Annotated in this window: 14 protein-coding genes and 2 pseudogenes; 7 read left to right on the forward strand and 9 right to left on the reverse strand. The window is 65.0% G+C overall.

Features of this window, described 5'->3' with window-relative positions; translation table 11 throughout:
• Positions 1–56: 56 nt before the first annotated feature.
• From LRS08_RS15540 to LRS08_RS15570, 7 genes and pseudogenes are all read right to left on the reverse strand, one after another.
• Positions 57–773, reverse strand: a complete 717-nt coding sequence (locus tag LRS08_RS15540; protein WP_312026690.1) for a sulfatase-like hydrolase/transferase — start codon at positions 771–773, stop codon at positions 57–59.
• A 241-nt stretch (positions 774–1,014) separates the two neighbouring features.
• Positions 1,015–1,488: pseudogene (locus LRS08_RS15545) on the reverse strand (sulfatase); the annotation flags it as partial.
• Positions 1,485–3,377, reverse strand: a complete 1,893-nt coding sequence (locus tag LRS08_RS15550) for a family 43 glycosylhydrolase (RefSeq protein ID WP_260480922.1) — start codon at positions 3,375–3,377, stop codon at positions 1,485–1,487. The pseudogene LRS08_RS15545 and the gene LRS08_RS15550, both read right to left, overlap by 4 nt.
• A gap of 5 nt (positions 3,378–3,382) precedes the next feature.
• Complete coding sequence (locus LRS08_RS15555) at positions 3,383–4,171, reverse strand: hypothetical protein (protein ID WP_260480923.1); 789 nt, start codon at positions 4,169–4,171, stop codon at positions 3,383–3,385.
• Positions 4,156–4,344 carry a hypothetical protein gene (locus LRS08_RS15560; protein ID WP_260480924.1) on the reverse strand — a complete coding sequence of 63 codons (189 nt, stop codon included), beginning with the start codon at positions 4,342–4,344 and terminating at the stop codon, positions 4,156–4,158. Before LRS08_RS15560 ends, LRS08_RS15555 begins: the two co-directional genes overlap by 16 nt.
• Before the next feature lie 183 nt (positions 4,345–4,527).
• Positions 4,528–6,123, reverse strand: a complete 1,596-nt coding sequence (locus LRS08_RS15565; RefSeq protein ID WP_374580006.1) for a sulfatase — start codon at positions 6,121–6,123, stop codon at positions 4,528–4,530.
• 92 nt (positions 6,124–6,215) lie between these two features.
• Positions 6,216–7,790: an arylsulfatase gene (locus tag LRS08_RS15570; RefSeq protein ID WP_260480925.1), complete on the reverse strand. Its 1,575-nt coding sequence runs from the start codon at positions 7,788–7,790 to the stop codon at positions 6,216–6,218.
• A gap of 80 nt (positions 7,791–7,870) precedes the next feature.
• Between LRS08_RS15570 and LRS08_RS15575 the strand changes: the two genes are divergently transcribed.
• From LRS08_RS15575 to LRS08_RS15595, 5 genes are all read left to right on the forward strand, one after another.
• Positions 7,871–8,932 carry a glycoside hydrolase family 43 protein gene (locus LRS08_RS15575; RefSeq protein WP_260480926.1) on the forward strand — a complete coding sequence of 354 codons (1,062 nt, stop codon included), beginning with the start codon at positions 7,871–7,873 and terminating at the stop codon, positions 8,930–8,932.
• An 89-nt stretch (positions 8,933–9,021) separates the two neighbouring features.
• Entirely contained in the window at positions 9,022–11,763 is a 2,742-nt protein-coding gene (locus tag LRS08_RS15580) for a TonB-dependent receptor (RefSeq protein ID WP_260480927.1), read from the forward strand.
• Between the two features lie 31 nt (positions 11,764–11,794).
• Positions 11,795–12,931 (forward strand): endo-1,4-beta-xylanase, encoded by a 1,137-nt coding sequence (locus LRS08_RS15585; RefSeq protein ID WP_257842825.1) that lies wholly within the window; start codon positions 11,795–11,797, stop codon positions 12,929–12,931.
• On the forward strand, positions 12,915–13,070 hold the full coding sequence (locus LRS08_RS15590) for a hypothetical protein (RefSeq protein WP_257842824.1): 156 nt from the start codon (positions 12,915–12,917) through the stop codon (positions 13,068–13,070). The genes LRS08_RS15585 and LRS08_RS15590 overlap by 17 nt, the downstream gene beginning before the upstream one ends.
• A 72-nt stretch (positions 13,071–13,142) precedes the next feature.
• Positions 13,143–14,042, forward strand: a complete 900-nt coding sequence (locus LRS08_RS15595) for a formylglycine-generating enzyme family protein (protein ID WP_257842823.1) — start codon at positions 13,143–13,145, stop codon at positions 14,040–14,042.
• Between the two features lie 11 nt (positions 14,043–14,053).
• Here the strand turns inward: LRS08_RS15595 and LRS08_RS15600 are convergent, their stop codons facing one another.
• Both LRS08_RS15600 and LRS08_RS15605 read right to left on the reverse strand, forming a co-directional pair.
• Positions 14,054–15,481 carry a sulfatase gene (locus LRS08_RS15600; protein WP_257842822.1) on the reverse strand — a complete coding sequence of 476 codons (1,428 nt, stop codon included), beginning with the start codon at positions 15,479–15,481 and terminating at the stop codon, positions 14,054–14,056.
• Positions 15,482–15,515: 34 nt separating this feature from the next.
• Positions 15,516–16,408, reverse strand: a pseudogene (locus LRS08_RS15605) (Gfo/Idh/MocA family protein); the annotation flags it as partial.
• 196 nt (positions 16,409–16,604) lie between these two features.
• Between LRS08_RS15605 and LRS08_RS15610 the strand changes: the two are divergent.
• Positions 16,605–18,332: an IlvD/Edd family dehydratase gene (locus LRS08_RS15610; RefSeq protein WP_409456257.1), complete on the forward strand. Its 1,728-nt coding sequence runs from the start codon at positions 16,605–16,607 to the stop codon at positions 18,330–18,332.
• Positions 18,332–18,994 carry an SMP-30/gluconolactonase/LRE family protein gene (locus LRS08_RS15615; RefSeq protein ID WP_260480929.1) on the forward strand — a complete coding sequence of 221 codons (663 nt, stop codon included), beginning with the start codon at positions 18,332–18,334 and terminating at the stop codon, positions 18,992–18,994. Before LRS08_RS15610 ends, LRS08_RS15615 begins: the two co-directional genes overlap by 1 nt.

The raw sequence follows: 18,994 nt of genomic DNA on the forward strand, positions 1-18,994 counted from the left end.
GGACTGAAACATAGCCGCAATCGCGTGCGTCTCTCACAGTGTGTCGGAGGCCGGGATCAGTTGGCGGCAGTCGGGCGGGGCGGCAGCCGACCGATCCACGCCGACAGTTTCGTCTTCAGTCGCTCGGCCACTTGCGGCGCGGTGGCCGTGCGGTCGTGCTTCTCCTGCGGATCGCGCGCGATATCATAGAGTTCGACCGCCGACCCATCGGCATCCATCAACAGCTTCCACGGCCCGGACCGAATCGAATAATGCGGGCCGAACGCGCGTTCGGCGGCGGGGCGGGCAATATGGGTGTAGAGGTCGGGGCGCTTGGTCAGCACCCGGCCACGCCACGCCGCACTGACGTCGATCCCGTCCATACCGACGGGACGGGCGGCGCCGGCGATGCTGGCGAGGGTCGGATAAAGGTCGACCGCCTGCACCACACTGCGCATGTCGCGGCTGCCCGGTCGCACCTGTCCGGGCCAGCGGACGATCAGCGGCTGACGGATGCCGCCTTCGTACAGACTCGCCTTGCGTCCGCGATAGGGACCCGCCGATCCGGGCGTATCGGCCCCAATGGTCGGACCATTGTCCGACGTGAACACGATCAGCGTGTCGTCCAGCTCGCCGGCGGCGCGCAGCCCGGCGACCAGCCGTCCGATTTCGGCGTCCATCGCGACCAGCACCGCCAGGAACTTGTCCTCCCGCGCGTCGCGGCCCTTGCCCTTCACCGCAGCGGCCTGCGCGACATTGGGCTGCCAGGGCGTGTGGACATCGTCCAGCCACAGCTGGGCGACATGGCGCCGCCCGCTTGCGGCCTACGAAATCGAGCACGCGATCGACATAACGTCCGGTGGTCTGCGCGCGCGGTAGCCAGTCGATCGGCCCCTGTCCCAGCGCTGCGCTCTGCTGTGCCAAATTGTTCGCGATATCGCTGGGCAGGACGCGCGGCCCCAGCCCCTCGAACTGAACATAGCTTTCGTCGAAGCCATAGGCAGTTGGCAGCGGCGCATCGCCAACGTCCCGGCCGCCGCCCAAATGCCATTTGCCGATATGCGCGGTGGCATAGCCCGCCTGCTTCAGCGACCGCGCGAGGTTGGGTAGTTTTGGATCGAGCCAGTCGGCCTGCCCGAACTCGCGGTTGCGCTTGCGGTCGGCGATGAAGGTGACGAAGCGGTTTTGCGCCGGAAACTGTCCGGTCAGGAACCCGGCGCGCGATGGCGAGCAGATCGGCGCGGCGTCGTAGAATTGCGTCATCAACATGCCGTCGCGGGCAAGCGCATCGATGTTAGGCGTCGCTACAAGCCGGTTGCCGGTGATCGACAGGTCGCCATAGCCCATGTCGTCGACCAGGATGAAAAGAATGTTGGGCTGGCGCGCCGCCTGCTTAGCCGCGGCTCCAACCGGGGCGGGCAAGGCGCTCGACGGTGCACCGGTGACGGCGATCAGCCCCGCCGCGCCGATACCGAACGCGCGATGCCAGCGCAGATACCCCCAGCTCATTTCGCGATCCGCGGCACGCCGATCGATGCGGGGTCGCCGATGTCGATCGGCACCAGCCCGAACTGCATCCGCCACGGCGCGGTCGGGTCGTTGCCAAACATCGTGTACCAGTAGCGGCCTTCCTTGTCCCTGAACGCCGTGCCGTGCCCGCCATGCGGCGCGCCCATGCGGCGCTGGCTGTACGGGCCGAACAATGTCTTCGCTGTGCCGTACATCATGTCGTACGTACCGTGAGTACGCAGTGGACCATGCCACTCCGCACCCGTGAGAAAGTAGACGCCGTTGACCTTGATCAACCCGTTGCCTTCGTACCCGACATGATCGCCATCGGCATCGACCAATGTTCGCACTGGCCCATCGAACCCGTCGCGCTTCGCGTTCAGTTTCCCGATGCTGCCGCCGCCCCACAGGAAATAGAGGCCGTCGTCATCCTCGAATGGAAATCCGTCGATGCCATTCACGAAATAAGACTTGGTAACGTTCTCATACGGCCCATCGGCCTTGCCGCTCGTCGACCGGTAGAGCCAGGTCTTGCCGCCGACCCCGCGCTCCATGACGGAGAAAGCAAGATAATAGGTTTTGTCGCGCGCCGACCACATGATTTCGGGTGCCCAGAGTTCGGCGATATTCCCGCCGAAATCATAGCCCATCCCTTCCCACTTCCAGACGAAGCCGACCTCGTCCCACTTCTCGAGATCCTTTGAGCGCCACAGCTTCACCCCACCCTCGGGGCGGTGATAGCCATAGCCGTCCAGCGTCCCGACGAGATAATAATAGCCGTCGCCGCCCAGCGTGACCGATGGATCGCGCATCGATTCCGTCGTCACCAGCGGCTTGCGCGCCGCAACGGCGCTGTCCTCGGTGATCACCGACGCGGCCTGACGCAGCCGCCCGTCGGGCGCACGTTCGAGTGGGGCGAGGCCGACCTGTTCGCAGAACAGGGCGAAGCTGTCGTCGCACTTGGGGTTATAGACCGCCGCGAGCTTGCCGTCGTCGGTGCGCACCAGCGATCCGCGGCCGGCATGCGGCACGGCGAGCGCGCGCATCGTGAACGGGCCATAGGGGGTGGGCGCCTCGGCGACGAACAGATCCTCGGTCGCAGTGCGCATCCGCCCCGTGGTCTCGCTCGCGGCCAGGACATATTTGTCACCGTCGCGCGCCATCGTCGCGCCGCGCGTGCCGACACGGGTGCGGACCGGCCAGTCCTTTCCGACGGGCGGATGCTTGGCGAACAGCTTCTGGTCGGGCTTGAGGAAGCGCGGCGCTTCGGCAAGCTTCTGGAAACCGGGCGCGAGCCGCGCGATCATGCCGCCGCCCCAGATCAGATAGCCCTTCCCGTCGGTATCGACGAACAGCGACACGTCGCTCGCATCCTCGACCAGGCACGGCGATGCTGCAAATGCGCCACCCGGCGTCGCCGCCTTGCCGATCGCGATCCGCGCGCAGCCGGTCTTGTCGGAGAAAGCGAGGTAGAGTGCGTCGCCCGCGACCGTCACCGACGGGGCAAGATAGCGTTCCGACACGTCGCCGGTCGCGATCCCGTTGCCCGAAATCTTCGCCGTCCCGACGCGAGTCCATTTCTTCGCGTCGGCGGATGTCCACAGCTCGACCCCGTGGCGCGGCGCGTTGCGCAGCGTCGTGCCGGTCAGCACCCAGCCGCCGCCGGGCAGCCGCGCCATCGACGCATCCCCGATCGGCCGCTCGGCAAAGATCGCCGCGACTGGCTGCGCGTCGGCGGCGGGCATTACCGTCGCGTTGCGGTCCATCGAGGGATGGTCGGCGAAGATATCGTCCGCAACCGCCTTTTTGAGCGGCTGGACCTGCGCGCAAACGGGTGCTGCGGTGAGGGCGGCCAGTGCGATGCCGACGAACAGGGCTGGGTACTTCATCGCTCTCAATTCTGCTGCAGTGCCCGGAAGTCATCGATCCAGGCATAGTTGGGCTGGGACGTGCCATCGGCATTCTTGCGGATCGTCGCGGGGGCGAACACGCTGTTGATCAGCCAGGGAGTCTTTTTCGGACCCCATTCGGCCTTCATCGAACTGCCCTGCTTGAAGCCATAGGTCGCGACGGCAAGGCGGCCGGTGTCGCGGAACAGCTTCATCTGGTTGCGCAGATAATGTTTCCGCCCCTCGAACCACGGGCTCATCTTCAGGAAATCGTCCCATTGCGCCTTGGGGAAGGGCGTTTCGAGCGCCGCCTGCACGATCTGCCAGTTCTGGGCGGTGCGTGGGGCGCCGTATTTGTCGGCAAAGGCGGAGGCGACCGGCTTTTCCATATTCTCCTGCCACCACCAGATCAGCGAGAATTCGGTGACGATGAATGTCTGCTCCGGGCGCATGCGCGGCAGGATGTAATCGAGGAAGATCTTCGACTTTTCGATGCCGTTGATGTGCGGGTGGATGGTGACGCCGTCCAGTTCCGGCGTCGCCTTGACGAACGCCATCCAGCGTTCGGTCGTGGCGTTGCGCCATTCCGGGTTGGGCAGCTGGTTGAGCGCGCCCATATAGAGCCGCGTCGGACAGTTGGTGGCGCAATGCTGCTTGCGATAGTCGATGACGCGCTGCGCCAGCCCTTCGTAAAAGGCGTTGAAGTTGGGGTTCCAGTCCTGCTTGCGGCTTTCGATAAACGGCTCGTTGCCGATCATCAGAATGTCGACCTTGCCCATCACCAGCGGCAGCACCGCGTCGGTCCGCGCGATCTGGCGCGCATATTCATCGCCCCCGCCTTGGGAAAGGGGACGCGGTTATAGTGATATTTGAAGGTCAGGATCGTCTTGTACCCCTTGGCCTTGGCCTCGAGGATCGTCCTGACCGCGCCATGTTCGATCGCCGGCTTGCCGTCGAGCTGGCGCATGGGGGAGGAAGATACGGACCCATTTCGCGCCGGCCTGGTCCAGCTCGCGATAATCGACATCCTCATAATGCTCATTGTAATTGGCGCCGAGAGCGCCCTGCGCCAGCGCCGGGCCGGACAGGCCGATCAGTGCGGCGGCGGCCGCGAATATCAGTCGCATGACTCTCTCCCCTGTTCGTATTTCTAGTTGCGCGCCGCTGCCTCGCGCTGGGCCTTGAGGTTGACCGACACCGGTTTGGGCTGGGCGTCGAGCATCGCGTCGAGCTGAGCGCGCAGCTTGGGCTGGGCATCGGCTATGTTCTTCGTTTCGCCCGGGTCGCCCACCATGTCGTAGAGTTCATAGACGCGCTGTCCGCTCGCTTCCTGGGTCCAGCGGATCAGGCGATAGCGGTCGGTGCGGATCGCCTGACCGATCCGACCGGGACGGTTGAAGGCATGATAGGCATAGGGCCGCACCCGCTTTGCCGGATCGCGCAGCACCGGGGTCAGATCGGCCCCGTCGATCGGTTGCGTCTCCGGCGCAAGGCGCACACCGGCCAGGCGCGCGAGGGTCGGATAGATGTCCACCGTTTCCGCCAGCTGGCGCGGCGCGCTGCCCGGCTTGCCGGTGCCCGGGCCTGCAAAGATGATCGGCAGGTGGACCGCCTGTTCGTAGTTGGTGTGCTTGGTCCAGATCCCGTGGTCGCCCAAATGATAGCCGTGATCGCCCCACAGCACGACGATCGTGTTGTCGGCCAGGCCCTCGCGCTCCAGCGCATCCAGCACCTTGCCGATCTGCACATCGACATAGCTGACCCCGGCATAATAGCCGTGGATCAGCTTGCGCTTGAGCGCATCGGAGAATTGCTTGCCCGGAACCTGTCCTTCGGGGACCGGTGTGTAGGCGGCGATCTCGCCGCCCATCTTGCCGGCAAAGGCGGGTGCCCCCTCTGGAAGCTGCTCGAAATCGGGCATGGGCAGCTTTGCCGGGTCGTACATGTCCCAATAGCGCTTGGGGACCGAGAAGGGCAGGTGCGGGCGGGCGAAGCCGACCGCGAGGAAGAAGGGCTGGTCGCCGGTCTTCAGCTCCGCCAGCCGCTGCGACGCGCGCGCGGCGATGCGGCCATCGGCATAGGCGTCGTCGGCGACATCGGGATCTTCCCACGCTGCACCGCGGGACAGCGCCGCCGCGAATTTGAAGATATCGGCGTCCTCCGGAACGGTGATCTCGTTGAACAGCGCTTCCTCTCGCGTCGACTTGCCCGCATTCTCGGGATCGACATATTCGATGACATGGTCCTTCACCGGCGGGGCCGACCAGCTGACATCGTCGCCCTTGGTGCCATGCCCGATATGGAACACCTTGCCATAGCTTTCGGCACGATAGCCGGCGCGCATGAATGCCTGGGGCAGTGTGACCGCATCGGGCATATAGTCGCGCAGATTCTGGCCGAAATTATAGATGCCGGTCGATGTCGAGCGGCGCCCGGTCATCAGATTGATGCGGCTGGGCGCGCACACCGCCTGATTGGCATAGGCGCGCTCGAACCGTGTGCCGCGCGCCGCCAGCCGGTCGATATTGGGGCTGATCGCGTGCGTGTCGCCGAAAGACCGCAGGCTGGGCTTGAGATCGTCGACCAGGATCAGCAGAACGTTCGGACGCTTCCCGATTGTCGGCGCCGCCCGAGCGGGGGTAGCGCCTTGAGCGGCGGAACCTGTAGCGGTCGTCTGTGTGCAACCGGCGATCGCGGTCGCCGCCATCAACATGATGATACGGCTGGTAATCCCGGACACGCGCATTCCGAACCCTCTCACTCTATTTCTTATAAATCATATAATTCATGGCGAAGAAGGCAAGCCCTGATTGCCTCCCAACGCGACAACCCGTTTCGTCAGGGTCGGCTGCGACCCGCGCTCTCGATCTGGTCGAGCATCGCGGCCATCCGCGCGACCCGCTTCGGCTCCCGCGCCGCCAGATCTTCCCGCTCGCCTGGATCGCGCGCGAGATTGTAGAGCTGGTGACGCGGCAGCGTGCCGATCTGGTTGCCGTGAAACTCATGGGGTTCGACGCTGGCGCGGATGAACTTCCACTCTCCCTGGCGCAGTGCGAGGATGCGCGCGCCGCTGCTCGCGACGGTGGTGCCGGTGGTGACCATCAGCTTGGTATCCTGCACGACATGGTCGCGTCCCAGATCGCTGCGACCGAGCAGAACGGGGAGGAGGTTTAGGCTGTCCACCGCCTGATCGCGCGGGAGCGACTGTCCGACCAGTCCGGCGATCGACGCGATCAGGTCGACATGGCTGACCATCGCCTGCGACACATGCCCGGCGCGCGCCTTGCCCGGCCAGCTCACGATCATCGGCACGCGCGTGCCGCCTTCGAAGATGCTGTACTTGCCGCTGCGATAGTGGCCCGACATCCGGTGCGCGCCGTTTAGCGACACCGCGCGATCCTCATAGCCGTCGAACAGGATCGGACCATTGTCGCTGCTGAAGACGATCATCGTGTCGTCGGCGATGCCCAGTGCCTCGAGCTTGCGGCCCAGTTCGCCCACCGTCCAGTCGAGCTGGATGATCGTGTCGCCACGCGGCCCCCGGCCCGACTTGCCGACGAAGCGCGGGTGGGGCGCGCGCGGGACGTGCGGCTCGTTCATCGCGAAATAGAGGAAGAAGGGGTCGTCCTTGCGCGCGGTGATGAAATCGACCGCCTTGCCGAGCAGCACGTCGGTCAGCTCTTCATCGACCCAGCGCGCCGCCTTGCCGCCCGCCATGTAACCGATGCGGCCGATGCCGTTGTGGATCGTGTTCGAATGTTCGGGATCGCCGCGAAACTTCAGCAGTCGGGGGCTGTCGAAGCCGGTGGGTTCGTCGCCGATCTTCGCCTTGTAATCGACGCGGATCGGATCGGCGGGGTCGAGCCCGACGACGCGCCTGTTCTCGATCAGCACCGTCGGCACGCGGTCCAGCGTCGCGGGCATGTAGAAGCCATAGTCGAAGCCGATATCGAGCGGCCCGGGGGCGATCTCGCCATTCCAGTCGACCTTGCCGTCGCCCAGGCCCAGATGCCATTTGCCGACCACGCCGGTGGCATAGCCCGCCTTTTTCAGCATCGCGGGCAATGTGAATCGGCCCGGGCGGATGATGGCGGGCGCGTCGCCCGGCAGAATCTGGGTTCCCGATGCCCGCCACGGATAGTCGCCGGTGAGCAGTGCATAGCGCGACGGCGTGCAGGTGGCGGAGGTGGCATAGCCCGATTCGAAGCGGACTCCGCGCGCGGCGAGCGCGTCGAGATGCGGGGTGCAGAAGCGCGTCGCGCCATAACAGCTGAGGTCGCCAATGCCGAGGTCGTCGGCATAGATGACGATGATATTGGGCTTGCGTCCGGTCCGGGCCGCGCTGGCCGATGGCACGGCGAGTGTCGCCGCTCCTGCGAGCAGCAACTCGCGACGGGTGACACTTCCCTGCAACGCCCTCTCCTCACTTCATCCGATCATGCACCTTGTTATATGATATTTATCTGACTTAAAAGGCGCGCAATCGGGAGGGCATGATGGCGCAGATTTTTCTGACGAAGGCGAAGCGCGGCTTCATTCTGCTGGCCGCCTGTGCCGCTCTGGCGGGATGCGTGGATTCCGCGAGGTCATCCCCGCGCGCGGATGGATCCGACGCGACCTTCGCCAATCCGCTCCTCTCCTCCGGTCCCGATCCCTGGGTGACCTCCCATGACGGCGTCTATTATTATACCCACACGCTCGGGAAGCGGATCGCGTTGTGGCGGACGCGCGATATCGCCGATCTGGCAAATGCCGAGCAGAAGACCGTCTGGACGCCGCCCGCCACCGGCCTCAACGCACATTCGATTTGGGCGCCCGAGCTGCACCGCATGAACGGCAAATGGTATATCTATTATACCGCGACCGCAGCGGGTTCCCGGGACGACCGGAATCGCGGCGTGTTCGTGCTGGAGAACGCATCCGCCGATCCGATGCGGGGCGAATGGACCGACCGGGGGCGGGTCAATACTGCGCGGCCGGGGATCGACGGCACCGTCTTCCAGCATCGCGGCACGCTGTGGTTCGCCTATTCGCCCTATCTCGCAAAAGGCAGTGGCATCGCGATCGCCCGACTGGCGAATCCCTGGACGATCGCGGGCGAGGAAGCGGTGATCGCTGTACCGGACAAGCCTTGGGAAGATCGCGGCGGGCGCCGCATTCTGGAGGGGCCGGAATTTCTGGAAGGACCCGACGGCCGCATTTTCCTCACCTACTCGGCGGGGGCCTGCTGGTCCGACGACTATGCACTGGGCCTGCTCGAAGCGGGGCGGGGGGCGGATTTGCTTGCGCCTGCAAGCTGGACCAAGCACCCGCTTCCGGTGCTGACCAGCGCCAACGGCGTCTTCGCGACCGGGCATAACGGCTTCTTCCGCTCGCCTGACGGGGGCGAGCAATGGATCATCTATCACGCCAATCCCGGACCCGGCATGGGCTGCACCCAACGTCGCGCGCCGCACATCTCGCGCGTCGAATGGCGCAAGGGTGTCCCGGTTTTCGCGCCGCCCGCCGCTGCGGGAACTCGCCTGCGCAAGCCGTCCGCAGCGCCCGCGAACTAGCCTAAAATTGCAATTCACCTATTGATATGATAATTAAGACGCAATAGGATGGGCTCGAGCCAATTAAGAATATTCAAGGGGGAGGTTACGTGATCAACCGCAATTTCCGTATGCTGATCGGGACTGCGTCGGTGCTGGCATTGGCGGTGCCCGCCATCGCCCGTGCGCAGGATGACCAGACGGCAGTCGCGCCGGAGGGCAACTCCGACGAGGTCGTCGTTACGGCGATCCGCCAGAGCCTGGAAACGGCTCAGGCGATCAAGCAGGAGGCGGACGAGATCGTGGATCCGATCGTCGCCGAGGATATCGGACGCCTGCCCGACGTGACCGCTTCCGAATCTCTTGCGCGCATTACCGGTGTGCAGGTCGAGCGCAACGGCGGCACCGCGCAGGGGGTTCGCGTGCGTGGCCTTCCCGACCTGTCGACAACCTATAACGGACGCGAGGTTTTCACCGCCGAAGGGCGCTACGTCCAGTTGCAGGACTTCCCGTCCAACTCGGTCGCACGGATCGACGTGTACAAGGCGGCGAGCGCCAATCTGCTCGAGCCGGGTCTTGCCGGCCTGATTGACGTGCGGTCGCGCAAGCCGCTCGACTTCAAGGGAAGTCGGGTCGTCGGAGCGGTCACCGGCCTGCACTGGCACCAGTCGCAAAAGACGGGCGTCGAGGCGAACCTGCTGCTCAGCACGCGCTGGTCGACAGGCATCGGCGACATGGGCTTCCTGGTCGAGGGGTCCTATGCCGACATCAAGTTCCAGGATTCGGCGCGGAACGTCAGCCAGACGATCCTCAACCGCTCCAATATCCCGGGCTATGTCGGCACCGCATTGCGGTACCCCTCGTTCATCAACATCGACTATACGACGGCCAATCGCTGGCGGCCCAACGCCGCCGCCGCGTTCCAGTGGCGACCCAGCCCCGACCTCGAAATCTATCTCGACGGGCTTTATCAGGGCTATCGGTCCAATGGCGGCGGCCGCAACTTCCAGGTCAACTCGGGTGATCTCGCGGTTCTGAGCAATATCGTGCTGTTCCCCGGTACGAACCTCATTCGCAGCATGGATGCGTCAGCGGGCGGCCAGATCGTCGGCGGCCAGGTGTCGAACAACCAGTGGACCGACACCTATCAGGGCGGCGCCGGCTTCATCTGGAAGCGCGGCCCGATGCGGATCACCGGCGATGTCGCCTACACCGACTCGACGTTCAACAATCACAATTATGTCTTCAACTATACCAGCCAGACCCAGCCGGTGCGCCATTTCGATTTCGACACCGATCAGGGTGTCGGCGGCGGCACGGTCACGCTGATCAACTATGACCAGTTCAACCCGGCAATGTTTCGCTGGACGCAGATCAACGAGACCGGAAACCGTGGGCATGGCGATGCGATTCAGGCTCGCCTCGACTTCGACTACCGCTTCGATCGCTGGGGGTTGACCAACCTTCAGGCCGGTATCCGCTTTGCGGATCGCAACGCCGACAACTATAACTACACCCGTGTCGGAACCGCGCCGGCGGGGCGGCTCTTCTCGCTGCTGCCCCTGGCTTATGAAAGCGCCAATCCGGGCTTTCGCGGCGACGATGTGAACTCGCTGCGCACCTTCCTCGTCCCGACGCGCGAGAGTGTCGCGGAAAATGCGGACTGGCTCCGTACAGCGGCGGGCCAGCCGACCGGTCGTCCGCCGCTGGGCGACCCGAACTATGTCAGCAACGAAAAGACGTACACCGCCTATGTCCAGGCGCGCTACGATATCGATGTCGGCGTGCCGATCGACGGCCTGATCGGCCTGCGCGCGACGCGTACCGAGGATACGATCAACGGCTTTGCCCGCTCGACCACGGGTACCGGTGCGGGTGCCGTTACCACCGTCACGCCGATCACGCGGTTCAGCCGCTATGACGATTATCTGCCCAATGTCAGCGCGCGGGTCCGGCTCGATCGCAACCTTCAGTTGCGCCTTGCCTTCACGATGACGCGGACGCGTCCGGGCTTTGGACAGCTCAATCCGTCACTGACGATCAACACGCCGCCGCCGATCTGTATCGTCGATCCCACCGTGCCCGATAGCGGTCCGAACAACCCCGACTGCATCCGCTCTGCGTCGGGCGGCAATCCCGACCTGAAGCCGATCCAGTCGACCAATTTCGACGCCTCGCTTGAATATTATTTCACGCGCAGCGGATCGGTTACCGTTGGCGTATTCCGCAAGGAGTTGCAGGGTTTCGTCAACAACTTCACGACCGATATCGCGGATGCGGAGTTCGGTCGCCTGCGGATCAACCGTCCGGAAAATGGCGGTGCAGGTCGCATCAACGGCGTCGAGGCCGCGGCACGCACCTTCTTCCGCGCGCCCTGGCTGCCCGACTGGCTCGGCAATTTCGGCGCGCTGGTGAACTATACCTATGTCGACGGCACGTCGGAGCTCGCGCCGGGTCTGGCTGCGACGCTTCCGGGCCAGCAGCGGATCGCGGGCCTGTCCAAGCATGTCGCGAACCTGTCGGGCTTCTATGAGAACCGCTGGGTCTCGACGCGGCTGTCGTACAATTACCGCTCGGACTTCGTGGTCAACTATGGCCAGGTCGTCGATCCCGCGCTGGGTGCCGGCGTATTGGGTCCGGCGCTGCCGGTCATCGAACGCGGGCGGGGTACGCTCGATTTCGCGGCGACGCTGAGCCCGATCGAGAATATCACCCTGACCTTCAATGCGACCAACCTGCTGGGCGCGGCGGTGAGCAATTCGCGACAGTTCAACGCGCTCGGCCAATCCTATGACTGGCAGACCCGCTTCCTCGAAAGCGTCTATCGCGTCGGCGTCCGCTTCCGCTTCTGATCCTTTCGACCGCATTCAATCCGGGAATATGATGATGAAACACCTGCTGATGATCGCCGCCGCCGGGTTCGCGATGAGCGCCGCGCTGCCCGCCGACGCGCGCGACATGTGGACCAAGGAACAGGCCAACGCTTGGTACGCCAAACAGCCTTGGATGGTCGGCGCCAACTACAATAACCGCAGCGCGATCAACCAGTTCGAGATGTGGCAGGCGGCGACCTTCAACCCGAAGGAGATCGACGAGGAACTGGGCTGGGCGTCGGCGATGGGCATGAACATCATGCGCGTCTATCTCCACAACATGCTGTGGGAAGAGGACGCCAAAGGTCTCAAGCAGCGCATGGAAACGTTCCTGCAGATCGCGGACAAACACAAGATCCGCATCATGTTCGTGCTGTTCGACAGCTGCTGGGATCCCAACCCCGTCTCCGGCCCGCAACGCCCGCCAATCCCCGGCGTGCATAATTCGGGCTGGATGCAGGCGCCGGGCGCGGCGCGGCTGGCGGACAAGAGCCGCTATGGCGAGCTCGAAGCCTATGTGAAGGACATTGTCGGCCATTTCGCGAACGACAAGCGCATCGCCGTCTGGGACGTGTGGAACGAGCCCAACAATGAGGGCGGCGGTGGCGGTTCCTACAAGCCGACGCCCCAGAAGAAGCAGCTGGTCGCCGGCCTGCTTGGTCCGGTGTTCGAATGGGCGCGCAGCGCCAATCCATCGCAGCCGCTGACCAGCGGACTGTGGATCGGACAGAATTGGGATCAGATGGACAAGCTCGACGCGGTCGAGAAGATCCAAGTGACCCAGTCCGACGTCAACAGCTTCCATGATTACAGCTGGCCCGAGACGTTCGAGAAGCGTGCGAAGCAGATGCTGAGCTATGGCCGCCCGGTGCTCGTCACCGAATATATGGCGCGCGGCAATGGATCGACCTTCGACGGGTCGCTTCCGCTGGGCAAGAAATACAATCTTGCGATGATCAACTGGGGTTTTGTCGACGGCAAGTCGCAGACGCGGATGCCGTGGGACAGCTGGAAAAAGCCTTACACCTACGAGCAGCCTACGATCTGGTTCCACGAAGTCCTGCGCTCGGACGGGAAACCTTATCGCCAGGCCGAGGTCGACCTGATCAAGCGACTGACGACTGAGGCGAATGGCCCGCGTCGCTGACCGTCGCATGCCGGAGCCGGGCGTCACGCGCGCCTGTGCTCCGGCACAGGCGCGGTTGCGCGTCGCTGCGACCGAGGCACGTGAACAGCGGCGGTTCGAAGCGATTTGCGCGCGCGAGTTGATGGGCGATATCTGCTGAACGTCCCACGGTTTCCGGAGTCGTCTGTTCGTGCCCGCTTTCCCATCCCGGTCGCCCGACTTCCATCGCGACATGGTCGATATCGCCGGTGGCACCTTCCGAATGGGCTCGGAGGCTTTCTATCCGGAGGAAGCGCCGCACCGACTGGTGCGGGTCGGCGGGTTTCGGATCGACGTGACCCCGGTGACCAATGCCCAGTTCGCGGCGTTCGTGGAGGCGACGGGGCATCGCACCCTTGCCGAAATTCCTCCCGATCCGAAGCTGTATCCCGGATTGGATCCGTCGCTCGCGGTTGCGGGGTCGGCGGTATTTCAACGCACGTCCGTGCCCGTGCCACTCGACGATTACAGCCAATGGTGGGACTTCGTCCCCGGAGCCGACTGGCGGCATCCGGCCGGGCCCGACAGCGATGCGCTGCCCGATCATCCGGTCGTCCAGATCGCGTACAAGGACGCCGAAGCCTATGCCCGATGGGCGGGCAAGGCGCTGCCGACCGAGGCCGAATGGGAGTTCGCCGCGCGCGGCGGCCTCGACGGCGCGGAATATGCCTGGGGCGACGCGTTGACGCCGAACGGCGCGGTGCTCGCCAATTTCTGGCAGGGACAGTTCCCGTTCGCGACGACCCGGCCCGACGGCCAGTTCCGCACCACGCCGGTCGGCAGCTTTCCGCCCAATGGCTATGGCCTGTACGATATGATCGGCAATGTCTGGGAATGGACCCGCGACTGGTATGGAGCGCCGGGCGGCAATCCGGGCAAGGCATGTTGCGCGATCGACAATCCGCGCGGGGCGCAATTGCGCGAGAGCTTCGAGCCGGGTGATCCGATGCGGACGGGACGCAAGGTGATGAAGGGCGGATCGCATCTCTGCGCGCCCAATTACTGCCAGCGCTATCGCCCCGCCGCGCGCCATCCGCAGGCGATCGACAGCCCCACCAGCCATATCGGCTTTCGCTGCATCATCCGGGATTAGGGTTCGGGACCCTAATCCTCCGGCCTCCCGTCGATCGGTCCGCGCTCCAGATGCGGCTTGACCTTTACCGGGCGGTCGTCGCCCTGGTCGCGGCGCCACTCGGCCAGCTTCGCGCGCAGCTTGACCATCACCGCCCGGTTTCTCGGATCGGCGGCAAGGTTACGGGTTTCGTCCGGGTCTGCGGTCAGGTCGTACAGTTCCTCCGCCGGGCGGGTGTAATAGGCATCGACGATCGCCTTTGCCTTGGCATCGCTTTCCGCCGCGCGCCGCCATGACGGGAAATAGGCACCCGAACCCAGCCGCGCGGCCCATTGGTCGATATGGGTGGTGAACAATGTGTCGGGACGCAGATTGACGATATATTTCCAGCGCGCCGTACGCACGCTGCGCATTGGAAAGACGTTGATGTTGACGTCGTTATTGTGGGTGGTGAAGATTTCGGGCCGCCCCTTGAACCGCCCACCCGGGCGCAGCGCCGCGGCGAAGGAGCGTCCGTCCAGCTCAGCTGGCTGCTTGCCGCCTGCAACCTCGACCAGGGTCGGCAGGATATCGACCCAGCTGACCATCGCCTGCGTGCGGCTGCCCGGCTTCACCCGGCCCGGCCAGCGCACGATAAGCGGCGTGCGCGTGCCGGTATCGTAGAGGTTCCACTTGCCGAACGGCCATTGCGCGCCGTGATCGGAAGAGAAAAGGACGAGACTGTCCTTGCCCAGCGTCGCATCCACCGCCGCCAGCGTCGCGCCCAGTTCCTTGTCCATCCGCGCGATGGCCGCGTGATAGCGGGCGCGCGCTTCGCGCGTCTGCGGCGTGTCGATCGATTTGGGCGGGAGCGTGATCGCCGCGGGATCGAAGCCCTCGCTGGTTTTGGGCCAGGGAACGTGCGGCCAGTTGCTGCCGACAAAGATCGCCAATGGCCGCTTGTCCGTACGCGTCTTCAGCCAGCTGATCGCGGCCGGAACGCCGTCATGGTCATGGAAGGTATCGTGCGCGAAATGGTCGAAGCCATAATCCTTGGTATGCTGGTAATGCGCCACCTTGCCGAATGCGACGACCTGATAGCCTTGCGCCTGGAGGTATGCCGGCAGCTTCTTCAGTTCGTCGCGCGCCTTGCCGTGGTTCGCTTCGGCGCCGTTGCGCGCGGGCATCAGGCCGGTGAGCATCGCCGCACGGCTGGGCGCACAGGCGGGGGAAGCGACGAACGCCTGATCGAAACTCAGCCCGTCCGCTGCAAGCTTCGCAAGGTTGGGGGTGCGCGCGTCGCGGTCGCCGCCGGGCGTCGTGTCGAGATAGCCCAGATCGTCGGCGAGGAAGACGACGATGTTCGGCTGCGGTTTCGTCGCGGGCGCGCGCCGCTCGGCAGGTTCTCGGGCCAGCGCGGGTGGCGTGACGATCAGCGCGACACCAATGGCGAGTGCGATACGGCGGGTGAGACGCGTCATGGCTCAGAACTCGAATGCGGGGGGCAGGGGTCGGCTGCCCGGTGAGGAATGCGTCGGCGACAAGCCGCAAGGGGCGCAGGTCGATATCGCTCTCGCCGCGCCGGATCAGGTTGGCGAACCGCGCATAGAGCCGCGAATATTCGGCATTCGGCCCCTGCATCGGCGCCTGGCCGGGCAGTTCCAGGCGGCTGCCCCCTCGCGCAGCCGGAGCGTGCCGGCATCGGTATCGACCGCGATATCCCAGGTCTGGTCGCCGGTCTGAAGAAAGTCGAAATCGACATCGACCGGCGCTTTGCCGCTGCGCATCGCGATGGTCGCGGCGATCGGACAGGCGCGGTTCTCGGGGATTGCCAGCTCGGCGCTCAGCACTACCAGCGGGTCGGGCAGGATGCGGGTCGCGATCGACAGCGCGTTGATGCCCGGATCGAACACGCCGAACCCGCCTGGGGCAAGGATCCATTCCTGTCCCGGGTGCCACTGGCGGATATCCTCGCGCCACGCGATTCGCACTGCGGCGATCACCTTGTCCGCCAGCCAGTCACGCGCCGCATCGACCTCCGCTGCCTCGCGTGAATGCCAGGTGGCGAACAGCGTCACCCCCTTGGCCCGGGCCGCATCGACCAGCGCTTCGGCTTCGGACACGGTGGCGGCGGGCGGCTTTTCCAGCATGACGTGGCGGCCTGCGGCAATTGCCGCCATTGCCTGTTCGAAACGTCCGGCGGGGGGTGTGCAGAGCGAGATGGCGGCAATGTCCGACCGCGCGGCGATCAACGCCTCCACCGATCCATGACCTTCAACGCCATCGACCCGGCCGTGGCGGCTGGCGGTGGCTGCAAGGTCGAAGTCCGGGCACTGGCTCAATGCGGGAAGGTGCTGGTCGCGGGCGATTTTCCCGATGCCGACAAGGCCGATGCTGATCCTCTGCATGCTCTCCGCTCTTTTATACGATATATATGCTTCCTATCCGCCGCGAACGGCGATATCAAGCGGATGTGAAGACGGGTATCGCGACATTACGGGCGCGATCCCTCAGGACCGGAGAGGGTTTCGAGTGGGGCAAGGGAAGAACGACGCGCGGAAATTGCGATCGCGCGCATGGTTCGACAATCCGGAAAATCCGGACATGACCGCGCTCTATGTCGAGCGGTACCTCAATTACGGGATCAGCCTGGCGGAGCTTCAGTCGGGGCGTCCGATCATCGGCATTGCCCAGACCGGCAGCGACCTGGTCCCGTGCAACCGTCACCATATCGAGCTGGCAAAGCGCGTGCGTGAGGGGATTCGCGATGCGGGCGGGATCGCGATCGAATTTCCTGCGCATCCGATCCAGGAAACCGGGAAGCGCCCCACCGCCGGGCTCGACCGCAACCTTGCCTATTTGAGCCTCGTCGAATCGATCTATGGCTATCCGATGGACGGCGTCGTCCTGACCATCGGCTGCGACAAGACCACGCCTGCCTGCCTGATGGCCGCGGCGACGGTGAACATCCCGGCGATCGCGCTGTCGGTCGGGCCGATGCTCAATGGCTGGTTCAAGGGCGAGCGCACCGGATCGGGGACGATCGTGTGGAAGGCGCGCGAGATGCTCGCCGCGGGCGAGATCGATTACAAGGGGTTCATCGAACTGGTCGCTTCGTCCGCCCCGTCGACCGGCTGGTGCAACACGATGGGCACGGCGACGACGATGAACTCGCTGTGCGAGGCGCTCGGCATGTCGTTGCCCGGATCGGCCGCGATTCCGGCGCCCTATCGCGACCGTCAGGAAAATGCGTATCTCACCGGCCTCCAGATCGTCGAGATGGTCGAGGCCGACCGCAAGCCGAGCGATATCCTGACGCGCGAAGCCTTTCTCAACGCGATCCGCGTCAACAGCGCGATCGGCGGTTCGACCAACGCCCCGATCCATCTGAACGCCATCGCGCGCCATGTCGGGGTCGAACTGAGCCTGGACGACTGGGAAGCGCATGGGGCCGAAGTGCCGCTGCTCGTGAATCTCCAGCCCGCAGGCACCTATCTCGGCGAAGACTTCTACCGCGCGGGCGGCGTGCCTGCGGTCATGGGGCAATTGCTGCGTGCCGGATTGATCGACGGAAATGTCGTCGGCGCGAACGGCAGGTCGGTCGCGGACAATGTCGGCGATGCGCTGGCCAGCGACGCGGATGTCATCCGGCCGCTGGACAACCCGCTCAAGCCCGCCGCCGGCCTGACCGTGCTGTCGGGCAATTTGTTCGACAGCGCGGTGATGAAATTGAGCGTGATCTCGCCCGAGTTTCGGGCGCGTTACCTGTCCGACCCGGACGACCCCGAAGCGTTCGAGGGGACGGCGATCGTGTTTGACGGGCCGGAGGATTATCATGCGCGCATCGACGATCCGGCGCTGGGCGCGGACGACCGCTCGATCCTGATCATGCGCGGCGCGGGACCGATCGGCTATCCCGGCGGCGCGGAGGTCGTGAACATGCGCCCGCCCGCCGCGCTGATCCAGGCCGGGGTCCATGCGCTGCCGTGCCTGGGTGACGGGCGTCAGTCGGGGACGAGCGGCAGCCCGTCGATCCTCAATGCCGCACCCGAGGCCGCGGTCGGCGGCGGGCTCGCATTGATCCGCAGCGGCGACCGGGTACGGATCGACCTTGGCAAGCGCACTGCGAACATGCTGGTAACGCCCGAAGAGCTGGAGGCGCGGCGCGCGGCGCTCGCCGCCGAGCTCGGCTATGTCCCGCAATCGCAGACGCCCTGGCAGGAGATTCACCGCAACGTCACCGGTCAGTTCGAGGGCGGGGCGGTGATCGAGCTGGCAGTGAAGTATCAGCGCATCGCGCAGACTCGCGGATTGCCGCGCGACAGCCACTGATGGCTGACGTCGCGATCATCGACCGCGACCGCGCCGACCGGCTGGGCGAAGGCCCGTTATGGTCCGCGCGCGACGACGCGCTCTATTGGGTCGATATCCTCGATCACCGCATCAACCGCATGTCGCTGGCCGACCGCAGCGTCACCAGCTTCGCGCAGCCCGACTATGCCGCCTGGGTCATCGAGCGGGAGCGCGGCGGCTTCGTCGCCGGGATCGGGCGCGACATCGTGCTGCTCGATCTACCGGCAAACCGGCAGGTTCCGCTTGGCAGCGTCGATCGCGGCGTCACCGGCAATCGCCTCAACGATGCCAAGGCGGATCATCTCGGCCGTATCTGGGCGGGGACGATTCCTGCCAGTTGCGACCGGCCAAGCGGCGCATTCTACCGGATCGATCCCGACGGGCTGATCGTCCATGCCGACAGCCCCTATACCATCGCCAACGGCCCCGCGATCGACCCCGACGGACGCTTTCTGCTTCACACCGACACCGCGCTGGGAACGGTCTTCCGCTTCGACATTCATGACGACGGCAGCCTCGGCCCGCGCACGCCGTTCATCGTGTTCGAGCCCGGATGGGGCAATCCCGACGGCATGACCTTCGACGCGACAGGCGGGCTGTGGGTGGCGTGCTGGGGCGCGTCATGCGTCACCCGATTCTGA

Source organism: Sphingomonas sp. J315 (assembly GCF_024666595.1).
Lineage (GTDB): Bacteria > Pseudomonadota > Alphaproteobacteria > Sphingomonadales > Sphingomonadaceae > Sphingomonas.